Source organism: Youngiibacter fragilis 232.1 (assembly GCF_000495435.3).
GTDB lineage: Bacteria > Bacillota > Clostridia > Clostridiales > Clostridiaceae > Youngiibacter > Youngiibacter fragilis.
The window spans coordinates 42,888-54,171 of the sequence record NZ_AXUN02000113.1 but is presented as its reverse complement, the minus strand read 5'-3'; the positions used below and the strand labels follow the sequence as shown (position 1 = coordinate 54,171).

The 11,284-nt window shown below is 48.1% G+C and carries 10 protein-coding genes and 1 pseudogene; 1 reads left to right on the top strand and 10 read right to left on the bottom strand.

Annotated elements, in window-relative coordinates:
• Window positions 1–439: pseudogene (locus T472_RS06275) on the bottom strand (IS1634 family transposase); the annotation flags it as partial.
• 122 nt (window positions 440–561) lie between these two features.
• On the opposite strand from T472_RS06275, the gene T472_RS06270 reads away from it, so the two are divergent.
• Window positions 562–1,359, top strand: a complete 798-nt coding sequence (locus tag T472_RS06270; RefSeq protein ID WP_023386032.1) for an NAD(P)-dependent alcohol dehydrogenase — start codon at window positions 562–564, stop codon at window positions 1,357–1,359.
• 159 nt (window positions 1,360–1,518) lie between these two features.
• Here T472_RS06270 and T472_RS06265 read toward each other — a convergent pair whose 3' ends face one another.
• The 9 genes from T472_RS06265 to T472_RS06225 all read right to left on the bottom strand — a co-directional run bounded on the left by T472_RS06265 (window position 1,519) and on the right by T472_RS06225 (window position 11,263).
• The gene (locus T472_RS06265; protein WP_023386034.1) at window positions 1,519–2,883 is read right to left on the bottom strand and encodes a DHA2 family efflux MFS transporter permease subunit; all 1,365 of its coding nucleotides are present in this window, start codon (window positions 2,881–2,883) and stop codon (window positions 1,519–1,521) included.
• 57 nt (window positions 2,884–2,940) lie between these two features.
• Window positions 2,941–4,812: a sigma 54-interacting transcriptional regulator gene (locus T472_RS06260; RefSeq protein ID WP_023386038.1), complete on the bottom strand. Its 1,872-nt coding sequence runs from the start codon at window positions 4,810–4,812 to the stop codon at window positions 2,941–2,943.
• 215 nt (window positions 4,813–5,027) lie between these two features.
• On the bottom strand, window positions 5,028–6,227 hold the full coding sequence (locus T472_RS06255) for a CaiB/BaiF CoA transferase family protein (RefSeq protein WP_023386040.1): 1,200 nt from the start codon (window positions 6,225–6,227) through the stop codon (window positions 5,028–5,030).
• A 343-nt stretch (window positions 6,228–6,570) separates the two neighbouring features.
• The gene (locus T472_RS06250) at window positions 6,571–7,116 is read right to left on the bottom strand and encodes a 2-oxoacid:ferredoxin oxidoreductase subunit gamma family protein (RefSeq protein ID WP_023386042.1); all 546 of its coding nucleotides are present in this window, start codon (window positions 7,114–7,116) and stop codon (window positions 6,571–6,573) included.
• Window positions 7,117–7,125: 9 nt separating this feature from the next.
• On the bottom strand, window positions 7,126–7,860 hold the full coding sequence (locus T472_RS06245) for a thiamine pyrophosphate-dependent enzyme (protein ID WP_023386044.1): 735 nt from the start codon (window positions 7,858–7,860) through the stop codon (window positions 7,126–7,128).
• A 12-nt stretch (window positions 7,861–7,872) separates the two neighbouring features.
• Window positions 7,873–8,952 carry a 3-methyl-2-oxobutanoate dehydrogenase subunit VorB gene (gene vorB / locus T472_RS06240; RefSeq protein WP_023386046.1) on the bottom strand — a complete coding sequence of 360 codons (1,080 nt, stop codon included), beginning with the start codon at window positions 8,950–8,952 and terminating at the stop codon, window positions 7,873–7,875.
• A gap of 112 nt (window positions 8,953–9,064) precedes the next feature.
• Window positions 9,065–9,268 carry a 4Fe-4S dicluster domain-containing protein gene (locus tag T472_RS06235; protein WP_023386049.1) on the bottom strand — a complete coding sequence of 68 codons (204 nt, stop codon included), beginning with the start codon at window positions 9,266–9,268 and terminating at the stop codon, window positions 9,065–9,067.
• 96 nt (window positions 9,269–9,364) lie between these two features.
• The gene (locus T472_RS06230) at window positions 9,365–10,060 is read right to left on the bottom strand and encodes an ATP-binding protein (protein WP_023386051.1); all 696 of its coding nucleotides are present in this window, start codon (window positions 10,058–10,060) and stop codon (window positions 9,365–9,367) included.
• Window positions 10,061–10,345: 285 nt separating this feature from the next.
• On the bottom strand, window positions 10,346–11,263 hold the full coding sequence (locus tag T472_RS06225) for a hydroxymethylglutaryl-CoA lyase (RefSeq protein ID WP_023386054.1): 918 nt from the start codon (window positions 11,261–11,263) through the stop codon (window positions 10,346–10,348).
• Window positions 11,264–11,284: the final 21 nt, after the last annotated feature.

The following is an 11,284-nucleotide window of genomic DNA, read 5'->3' as shown; positions in this document are numbered from 1 at the left end:
GGTCGCTGCTTCTCTGGGAAGCAATGCTGCTACCATGCGGGTGGTAATGTGTCCTGTCCCATTTCGGGAAACGGATTAGCGAATTCCGGTCTTCCAGTATCAGGAAATACGCGATTGACAGGATCTGCTTGTAGATATCAGGGAAGCAAATCTTCAAGTCTTGAACAATCCCAAGTTCTTCACCAATTGCATCAAACAGGTATGTGGCCCCATAATAGCTGTGTCTTGTTGAAACTGAGGGCACTGGTCCTCTTTTGATTACTGTGGAAACGGGTGGCTCGGTCAATCGCTTAGAAGGAACCAGATTTCCATTATCATCCAGTTTTCCGATGCAGACTCGTTTGCTTCTGGATTGCTTCTTGTCCTTGTCCCAATAGTTTTTTGATTCGTAGACATATGTAATCCCGTTCTTTTTGTTCTTGACGTATACGATATTCATGAAACACCTCACGTTATAATTATAACATGTTTTTGTGGGGGTTTCAATATAAAAAACATCGAAAACCCAATAATACCAAGGGGTTTCGATGTTAACAAGTTATAATTCTGTGGGGATTCAGGGTGAATACAGCTGACACAAGGACAAGGGGACTGGGTGTTGCAGGTCCCATGAAGCCTGCGATGCGCCTTATTCTAGGCTGGAACAGACCAAGGCAGCCCATTCTCGGAACAGTCTTTGCCGGAACAGTTGAGGAAGCATACACAGACCAGTTCAGGATAGGTGACCGCGTCTATGGCTGCACATCCGGAACAAGCTACGGCTGCCACGCTGAATTTATTACTGTAAAGGCAGATGGAGCAGTGGCGCGTATGCCAGAAAGTGCGACCTTCGAGGAAGCAGCTTCACTCCCCTTTGGTGGTACCACAGCACTCTTTTTCCTTGACAAAGTGAATCCTGGATCTGGTCAGACTCTGCTAGTCTATGGAGCATCCGGCGCTGTAGGCACAGCTGCAGTGCAGATAGGATCTGCTCTTGGCCTCAAGGTGACAGGTGTCGCAAGCGGTGCTAACGAAGAGCTTGTGCTAAGACTTGGTGCCAGTGACTTCATTGACTATACAAGTGATGATTACACCAGGAAAGGAGTCAGCTACGACATCATATTCGATGCTGTCGGAAAGACCAGCAGGGCAAAAGCCAAACTGGCCCTTAAGCCTGGAGGCAGCTTCATCACAGTCGGCGGAGCATCTGTTGCAAGAGAAACAAAAGAACAGCTTGAAAGGTTAAAAGCCTGGTTTGAACAGGGAAAGCTTAAGGCGATAATCGACAGGACCTATGACCTTGAGAACACTGCTGAAGCACATGCCTATGTTGACAAGGGGCACAAGAGAGGCAATGTAATCCTGAAGATCCAATCATGACCATAATGAACACCCTCAAATCACATGAGTGATTTGAGGGTGTTTTCAGGCGTTTCCATATATTTCAAAACTACTCTACCAGAGCTTCTTCATAATCCTACAGGAAAAAAGTTCCCATGTTTCAGTAATCATATGTGTTGGTAAGCCCTGATTCTTTCATCATTCATTTCTTATGAATATCAGGGAAATCACAAGTCCGATGACAAGAAGGCCAGCCTCTACTGCAAATGAGGCGTTGATGCCGTATATATCTGCCACTGCGCTGTTCGCTGAAGCAGCTCCCATTACCGCAATAAGGATCGATGAGCCCAGGGCTCCTGACATCTGCCTGAGGGAGTTGACTATGGCATTGCCATGTGCGATCTCTTCTCCGCTAAGCCTCCTAAGCCCGAAGGCTGCCAGAGGCATGAGGAGGAATGCTATTCCGACCATCCTCAATGCGTACATCGCTGATACGACCATGAGTGAGGTGTCAGTCCCGAAGAAGGCGAAGGAAGCAGACCCGAGCCCCAGGAATATCATTCCGGCAATCGTGATCAGCCTGCCGCCGAATCTGTCGTACAGGTAGCCTGTTATTGGATTGAATACCGCAAGAAGCGCTGAACCTGGCAGAAGGACTGTCCCCGAAACGAGTGCCGACAAACCCCTTACTGACTGTATGTATATTGGCACCCTCATGGTACCTGACATCATAGAGATGTAGGTGATCATTATGAGTATCGAAGAAACGGTGAAATTACGGTCCTTGAACACATCGAGCTGTAGCAGCGGATGAGGTACCCGAAATTGCCTCACTGTAAAAAGGTACAGGCAGATGGCTCCCGCCGCAAGGGCACCCAGGGTGTTCATGCTGACCCATCCATAACGCTCCCGGTTTGTGATGCCTATCATCAGGCTGCAGAAACCTATCCCATAAAGGAGCAAGGAAACCAGCTCAATGCTTCCTCCCTTTTGGGAATCAATACCAGGCAGAAGGAACGCTGAAAGCACGATCACGATTATTGAGATCGCGGAAAGCAGGTAGAAAATGCTTTTCCATCCTGAGAAATCAACGATCAGGCCTGACAGTGTCGGTCCGACTGCTGGAGCAACCCCGATTACAAGCCCAATTATTCCCATCGCTTTCCCGTGCTGTGAGACAGGGAAGGTCCTGAGGATCACGACCTGGGTCACAGGCATCAGGATCCCAGCCCCGCAGGCCTGCACTACCCTTGAAAGGATCAATACAGTAAAGTTTGGGGCAGCTATTGATATGGCACAGCCTGTAAGAAAAAGAAGCATGCCCGACAGGAACAGCTTCTTCGAATTGAACCTGTTTATGAGGTATGCTGAGGATGCGGTAACTATACCAAGGACCAGTATATATACTGTTGACAGCCATTGGCCTATGGTGGCACTTACTGAAAACTCCTTCATTATCCTAGGCAGGGCTGATGAAAGCAGACTTATGCTCAGCGAAGATACGAATGTGCCGATAAGCATTACAATAAGGCCCACATTCCTTGTCTTTGGTTTCAATGGCATACAACAAACACTCCCAACAAATGACAGGATGCCCCGTCCCAAATTTTACCCGCTATATCATGGCTTTGCATTGGTTTTTTTCCAGAGCGCAGTCCTGCTTATCCCAAGGATTCCGGAGATCTCGTTCTTTGAAAGGCCTTTGGCTTCCAGTGACTCGATGACAAGCTCCTCGACCTTGCGGTTAAGGTCCTTGAGGTCTATCTTGTAGTCATCCGTTATCACCATACTGTCGGCCTGGTTTGAATCCAGGAATTCGAAACTCATCTTTTCCCCTAGCAGCGCATACCTCTCAGCCACATTCTTAAGCTCCCTGATGTTCCCTTTCCATTGATAGCCGGCAAGCCTTCCTTTCAGCTCTTCAGGAATCGTGACCTGTTCAACACCGAATTCCTTCAGGAATATCTGGAAAAGAGGCACGATGTCATCTCTCCTGTCCCTTAGCGGCGGTATCTTGATCTCAAGCACATTAAGCCTGTAGAAAAGGTCTCTCCTGAAATCCCCCTGTTCGACAAGCTGTATGAGGTTTTCGTTGCTTGCGACTATGATCCTCACATCAAGGGGGATGACATAGTCTGAGCCTACCCTCATGACCTCCTTCTCCTCGATCACCCTGAGGAAGCTTGACTGGACTTCTATAGGCAGGCTGTTAATCTCATCAAGGAAAATCGTACCCTTGTGGGCCATCTCGAAAAGACCCTGTTTGCCTCCCTTGATGGCTCCTGTGAACGCCCCTTCCACATAGCCGAACAGTTCGCTCTCTATAAGGTTCTTGTTGAGTGCTCCGCAGTTAACTGCAACAAACGGGGCATCATGCCTTTCGCTGCTGCTGTGGATGCTCTGCGCGAATATCTCCTTTCCGGTTCCGCTCTCACCATAGATCAGAATGGTGCTGTCAGCCTTCGAGTACTTCTTCGCGCTTTCTATGACATCATTCATCTTCCTGTTTTTCGTGAAGATGTTGTCGAATGTGTACTTTGAACTGAGGCCCTTGGGGTTAAGCTTTCGCCTCAGGCTCTCCTCAAGCTTCTGGATCTCTGTCAGGTCCTGGATAGTGCAGACAATCCCAAGCAGTTCACCGCCAACCTGAATAGGGACTGTATTGATATTGAGGACGAACTTTCCGCTCTTTATTATCTTGTTGGTTGTCTGGGCTTTTGTGAAATCGCCCAGAGCAGATGAAACGACGGGAAGGACATCAACTAGCTTCCTGTTGACAATGCTGCTGTCAATCTTGTTGAAGAACTTCATGAGCTTGTTGTTATGGTGCTCTATGGTACCATCATTGCTGATGACCAGTATGCCTTCATTGACATTGTTCAGGACTGTCGACAGCATCTGCGAGTGTCTCGTATTGTCATATATCTGGCTCAGGATCTCCTGAGCCTGCTTATACGTCCTTATGATCGTCTCATCGCTGTTCTCAATATTCAGGCTCTGCAGTCCTGCCCTGACTGCCTTTGAATATGTGAGTGCCCCTCCGATGACTAACCTGTCCTCATTGCTCTCAATCAATTTTTTCAGCACATTGTCGATATTCTCAATTCTTGAATATCTGTAAACCTTGATATCAACGTCGAAAAGGTTCTTCCACATTTCCGGCTCAAATATTATCCGTTCCTGCACCACTACGGCGATATCCTTTCCTGACCTGTTCGCCTTGTTTATGGAAAAGAGGATATCCTGTGCAAGGAAGGCCAGTTCTATGACAGGTACTGGCAGATTAGCCCTCATTATGTCGAGGTATGTGCCTCCTCGCGCTATGATGGCCGAAGCACCTCTCTTTATAAGCGCCTTCGCCTGCAGCACCACATCATCCTCAGTCAGCATGCTTACTATGAGATTTTTCTTCAGGATCTCATCCTTAAGTATCCTTAGTATCCTGTCATTTGTTTCCTTGTTGGGAACAATAATCCCGACTGTTGAATTCATAGTCCACCTCACTATCAGCTGATACAGTATGAAATACAGGTTACCGCATGCATGGTGCCAAAATGTGCGCTGCATCCTAAATCGGATGGTATAAGTCAATTTTACTACAGATTCCGGGATATTTCCCTTCAATTCCAAATAGCCCGAAAACTGGACCAACGGCTTATGCCATCAGTCCAGTTTTTCGAAAGAACCGCTGATTATTGCAGCAATGGCTACATCATGGCTCCCATTTCCCTGTACTTTTCGAGAGTCTCCCTTGAAAAGCCCAATGCTTCGAATATCTCAAAGTCATCCTCACCTGCATCAGGTGCCGCTTTCCTGTACTGTACAGGGTATTCGCTCATCTTGATGGGATTTCCTATGACAGTCAGCTCTCCTGCATCCTTATGGTTCACCGTCACGAACATCTCCCTGGCCTTCATGTGCTCATCCTCGAATACCTGCTTGACATTGTATATCGGGCCTGCAGGAATTCCTGCCCCAAGTATTATGTCCACGCACTCCTTTGCTGTCCTCTGTCCAGCCCAGCCGTTGATGATCTCCTTGAGCTCAGCCTGGTTGTTAAGCCTGCCTTCAGTCTTCAGGAATCTCGGGTCATCGCTCAGTTCAGGCATACCCATTGCCTTTGCAAGGACAACGAAATGAGCATCAGTACCGCTGGCAACCACGAAATCATCATCTGCAGCCCTGAACGAGTCGTATGGTGCTGAAGCAAGGTATCTGTTACCTGTCTTCTCAGGGATCTGTCCGCCATGCACATACTGCATCATCTTGGCTTCCATTCCCGATACGATGCTGTCCATCAGGGAAACGTCTATGCTCTGCCCAAGCCCTGTCTCTTTCCTCTTGTATAGCGATGACACGATCCCTATGCACGCGTTAAGTCCTGCGAAGAGGTCTCCAATCGCCATGCCTGCCCTGGTCGGCTCCTGCCCATCCCATCCAGTTATGCTCATGGATCCGCCCATAGCCTGAGCTATAAGGTCATATCCAGGTCTTTCTGAATATGGTCCGTACTGGCCGAATCCTGATATTGAAGCATATATTATCGCCGGATTCATCTTCTTGCAATCCTCATATCCGAATCCAAGCTTTGCCATTACACCAGGCCTGTTGTTTTCAAGGAGCACATCCGCTGACTTGACAAGCTCTGCGAAAAGTTCCTTTCCTTCAGCTGTCTTCAGGTCGATGCATACGCTCTTCTTGTTCCTGTTAAGGTTACCGAAGTACATGCTCCTGTTGGTCTTAGGCTCCCTTGGCCTTGCTCCCCTTGTGAAGTCTCCGCCGCCCTTGAGGTTTTCGATCTTTATAACTTCGGCACCCATGTCAGCAAGGAACATACCGCAGTATGGTCCTGCGAGAAACTGCGTGAAGTCAAGTACCCTTATTCCTTCCAAAAGTAAACTGCTCATCTCATATCTCCCTTTAACTTAATTATCTACGCGCACACTCTTTATTAAGCAATTATCATGCCAACTGAGAAATGGCTGAAAAAACATGAAATTGGTTGGTTTTCCCAATATATATGACAGCCGAGGAGTCATTGGTGTTAATTTTGGTTAACGCATATGAACATACTGCCATGACCTGTGTGGTAAAGCAGGTCTTCCTGCCATAAGAAAAGGACCTGAAGCATAACCTCAAGCCCTCTGTCGCCATACTATTAAATTAATCCTGTCTTGTGTCCATAGTCAGATAGTACCTTTTCTCTCAAATCCCCCCTGTCGTTTGATCAGGATCCAGATGATTGATGAATTATCTGGATGACCTTCCGATCTCAAGGCCCTTGTCGAATGCCGCCCTGTTGAGCGGAAGCAGCTTTGGCTTCTTGCCAAGCTTGTTTTCGATCGTACCCCAGACAACCTCGGGTGAAACTACCTCAGTGTAGCCTATGTACGCCCCGAGCATTATAACGTTCAGGACCTTCGGATTTCCAAGCTCAAGCGCGAGTTCGGTTACTGGAACCTTGATGAGCTTCACGTCTTCCCTGTTGATCTCATCAGGCACTATTGAGCTGTTGATGAATAGGTTACCGCCAGCCCTGAGCTTGCACAGGAACTTCTTGAGGGAAGGCTCGTTAAGGACTATAAGGTCGTCCATGACATCGCCAAGGGGTGCCCCTATCATCTCGTCAGAGATAACCACATAGCAGTTAGCCGTGCCTCCACGCTGTTCTGCTCCGTATGAAGGGAAGAAAGTAACGTTTTTATCTGTTGATTCACATGTGGCCTCCGCAAGGAATTTCCCAAGCGTCATAACACCCTGGCCGCCAAATCCGGCAACGCATAAATTTGTCTCCATTTTCTCCTCCTATTTATCCCTGATTACGCCAAGCGGGAATTCAGGCAGCATTTTTTCTTCGATGTATTTGAGTGAATCAAGAGCATCAAGCCCCCAGTTTGTAGGGCAGCTTGTGACGATCTCGACCATCGAGAAGCCCCTCCCGTTTATCTGGTTTTCAAACGCCTTCCTAATTGCCTTCTTAGTCTTCACCACATTACCAGGGGTGTTGCAGCTTGTCCTCTCAAGGTAAGCGGGAGCGGTCAGCTGGTTGAGTATCTCACTCATGTGCATCGGGTAGCCATGGTCTTCAGCGTTACGTCCCTTGGGTGCTGTTGATGCCTTCATTCCCATAAGCGTGGTAGGGGCCATCTGTCCGCCTGTCATACCGTAGGTTCCGTTGTTTATGAAGATCACAGTTATGTTGTCTCCGCGGTTTGCAGATGAAATGGATTCGCCAAGTCCTATCGAAGCGAAATCTCCGTCACCCTGATATGTGAACACGAGGGAATCAGGATTGGACCTCTTTATTCCTGCAGCGACTGCAGTAGCCCTTCCATGTGGAGCCGTTATGTTGTCATATGCTATATAGTCCATGTGGAGACCGCAGCATCCGATTCCAAGCACGCAGGCTGTCCTGTCAACTATGTTCATCTCCTCGAGGACTTCCCCGATTAACTTTATTGCAGTACCGTGCATGCATCCCGGACAGAATCCTGAGACCTTGTCCTGGAGCGTTCTGGTCCTTGAATATATCTTTTCCATCACAATCCCCTCCTATTTCCCGCAGATCTTCTTGGCAGATTCGATTATCGCTTCCCTGCTCATGATATTTCCACCTGAGCAAAGGCAAGTTTCTATCGGGCAGCGTTCCTTGACTCCGATTGCGACATCATGCACAAACTGGGCAGGAATTGACATTTCAACATCAAGCACTGCCTTGCAGGTATCGTAGTTGATACTGTCGAATGCCTTGTACGGGAAAGGATGGACAGTTATTGGCCTTATGAGTCCGACCTTAAAGCCTTCCTTTCGGAGCTCCTCTACCGCTGACTTTGCTATCCTTGCTGATATTCCGTAGGATGCGATCACTACCTCTGCATCCTCAACCAGGTATTCCTCAGCCTGGGCTTCCTTTTCCCAGCTCTTGTAGAGCTCAGCTGCCTTTATGTTCTCATTCTGCATGACTGTGGTGCTCCAGTTGCCGGGCTGTATCCATCCCCTGTTGGAATAGTCTAGCTTGTGGCCTGTGCAGGCCCATACCTTCTTAGACGCTTTTATCGCCGCAACCTCATCATCGGATTTTGCCTCAGGAAGCTCAACCGGCTCCATCATCGTTCCGATTACTCCATCGGCAAGTATGAGCACAGGATTCCTGTCCCTGTCAGCATAGTCAAATGCGTTGTAGGTCATGTCAACAGCTTCCTGTACGCTTGAAGGCGCGAACACCATCATCTCGAATCCGCCGTTTCCTGAAGCCTTGGTAGCCTGGAAGTAGTCCATCTGTGCAGGATGGATCGATCCGACACCCGGGCCTCCCCTTGAAATGTTCGCGTATACCATGGGAATCCTTGCAGCTGCGCAGTAAGATATACCTTCACTCTTCAGTGCAACTCCCGGGCTCGATGACGAGGTCATTGACCTTGTTCCTGCTGATGCTGCTCCGTAGACCATGTTTACTGAAGCGACCTCACTTTCTCCCTGGATGAAGACACCTCCCACTTCAGGCATCCTTCTCGCGAAATATTCAGGGATCTCGTTCTGTGGTGTTATAGGATAACCTGCGAAAAACCTGCAGCCGGCTCTTACTGCCGCTTCAGCTATGGCTTCGCAGCCTTTCATGAATATTCTTGCCATTCCTTTTTTCCTCCCTCATATGCTTTCTGAAATTCACTGCACCCGACAGTTCACAGGTTCGGGCTTCTATACCCCTACCTCCTGTTAGATGCACCCCTGCTTAATACAAATCCTATTTATATACCTCAATGGCTGCGTCAGGACACATCCTTGCGCATATCTGGCAGGCGATGCAGTCATCCATCCTTACTGGCACAGCGTATTCGTAACCCTTTGAGTTTACGTTGCTCCCTATCTCTATCACTTTCTTAGGGCAGTATTTGACACAATACTGGCAGCTCTTGCAGCTTTCCGACCTGATTTCTATTCTTCCCACTTGAGTATTTCCTCCCTTTTATTATCTGATTTCTATATAGACATTGACTTGCAATGCTAAAAGCGGTATGTCCACCATCCTTTTTCGGCTTGGCAGCTACATCTTGTTCCACTCGTATGTGAGGTACAGATGAATGGGGAAAACCGGAACATTAGATCTGCTTTTCACCTGCTCATACAGTTCTTTCCTTACGCAGAGGAACTCAATGTCCTTATACGGTCCGACCATCTCGGCCATCCTTCTGTTGCCTTCCATGACTTCAGCCGCATCTGTGGTCAACCCGATATTCGGATTGCTTATCATCTTTACCTTTTCAAGCTTTATGTGTGATATCCTGAGTATCGCCGAAAGCGTACCGTCAATATGGTCCAGGTTGTCCGACCAGGGACGGTATGGGTTCAGCACATAGTAAACTTCTGTATAGTCATTGTTGACCTTAGGTGCGAATCCGCCTATGGCACTGGCTCCCACGTCATTCCCGCCTATGTCCATGACCACATGGCAGTTCTCATCCTTAAGGAGCCTCGTGACACCTCCAACGAGTGTCGGTGCATCATAGAACTGTTCCTGATGGTGGAATATTATACCAAGGGACTCGATTTCATTCATGACATCCCTTGACCTGAAAAGCGGCTTTGTCATATCCATATCAAAGAAGTGGACCGGCTTGTCATCCATCTCAAGCAGGTACCTGGCAAAGTTGATAGCAACCTCGCTTTTACCGCTTCCGGCCTCCCCGACAAATAGGAAGTTGTGCTTTCCGGTTATGTCAATGTTTAGTATCCTGTCCATTCTGACCTCCTGGGAATATGAATATGATCCTGCCACTTTCGCCTGTGGTCATTACTTTAAGATTTGAAATCCCTGCCTTGGAAAACTTCCGGGAATGCCATCAAAGCATCTGACCAATTTATTTATAGCAATTACCGTGCCAAGCTTATAAAATGCCATTTTGACTGAAATGCAGCCATGATTCATCAGTATTGGAATGATTTGCGTTAAGTCATGTTAACCAAAATTAACAGACGCATTTTTCTTGTATGACCGCACATCAGGCATGTTCGGGTGCAGACCGCTTTATTCGGTAACTTCCTTCAGCCTGTTGATGTCAAGCATCTTGCTGTTGTACTTGCCGTTTACGTGCTTTGACAGATAGAGTGAAGCCTCGTACATCTTTTCGGAATCGATACCTGTCACGATGTTCATCCTGTTGAACATGGTCACAAGGTCCTCCGTGGAGATGTTGCCTGCTGCACCAGGTATGAACGGGCATCCGCCAAGTCCGCCAAGGGCGCTGTCAAACCTGTACACACCTTCCTGGAAGGCAGCATAGGCATTTGCGATTCCAAGCCCCCTCGTATCATGGATATGTGCGGCAACCTTGTCCAGGTCAGCATGTTCCCTGATCCTCCTGATTATCCTCGAAGTGTGGTCCGGTGTTGAAAGTCCGGCGGAATCAGCAAGACCTACTATATTTACCCCCATCTTCACGGCTTCGTCGATTATCCTTACAACCTTGTCAACATCGATCTCATCCCCGAACGGGCTTCCGAACACGCATGCAAGGGCAAGCCTTACCTCAAGGTCCTCCGGAAGGTCTGCCATGATCTCCCTGAGTGATGCTACGCTCTCGTCTACAGTCTTGTTGACGTTCCTCTTGTTGTGGAGCTCGCTGACGCTTACGACAAGGTCTATGGTCCTTATCCCTGCTGCATAGGCATTGTCAGCACCCTTCTTGTTCGGAACAAGCGCCGTAAGCTTCACATCGCTCTTCTTCTCCGCTTTCATCTCAAGGACTCGCCTTGTAAGCTCATTAGCATCCTGGATCTGCGGAACAGCCTTTGGATTCACAAAGGATGTAAGCTCTATCTCAGGAGCACCCATGTCTATGATCTTTCCGATTACAGCTTCCTTGACATCTGTCTCGATAAAGCTGAGATTCTGCCACCCGTCTCTTGGACTTGTTTCCCTTACGGTTACTTTTCTAGGTATCATGTTTGCCTCCCTTAAACTAAA

Excerpts from the sequence above, each read along its gene's own strand:
- T472_RS06250 (WP_023386042.1), bottom strand. The coding sequence starts at position 7,116 with ATGGAGACAAATTTATGCGTTGCCGGATTTGGCGGCCAGGGTGTTATG.
- T472_RS06255 (WP_023386040.1), bottom strand. The coding sequence starts at position 6,227 with ATGAGCAGTTTACTTTTGGAAGGAATAAGGGTACTTGACTTCACGCAG.
- T472_RS06260 (WP_023386038.1), bottom strand. The coding sequence starts at position 4,812 with ATGAATTCAACAGTCGGGATTATTGTTCCCAACAAGGAAACAAATGAC.
- T472_RS06265 (WP_023386034.1), bottom strand. The coding sequence starts at position 2,883 with ATGCCATTGAAACCAAAGACAAGGAATGTGGGCCTTATTGTAATGCTT.
- T472_RS06230 (WP_023386051.1), bottom strand. The coding sequence starts at position 10,060 with ATGGACAGGATACTAAACATTGACATAACCGGAAAGCACAACTTCCTA.
- vorB (WP_023386046.1), bottom strand. The coding sequence starts at position 8,952 with ATGGCAAGAATATTCATGAAAGGCTGCGAAGCCATAGCTGAAGCGGCA.
- T472_RS06245 (WP_023386044.1), bottom strand. The coding sequence starts at position 7,860 with ATGGAAAAGATATATTCAAGGACCAGAACGCTCCAGGACAAGGTCTCA.
- T472_RS06225 (WP_023386054.1), bottom strand. The coding sequence starts at position 11,263 with ATGATACCTAGAAAAGTAACCGTAAGGGAAACAAGTCCAAGAGACGGG.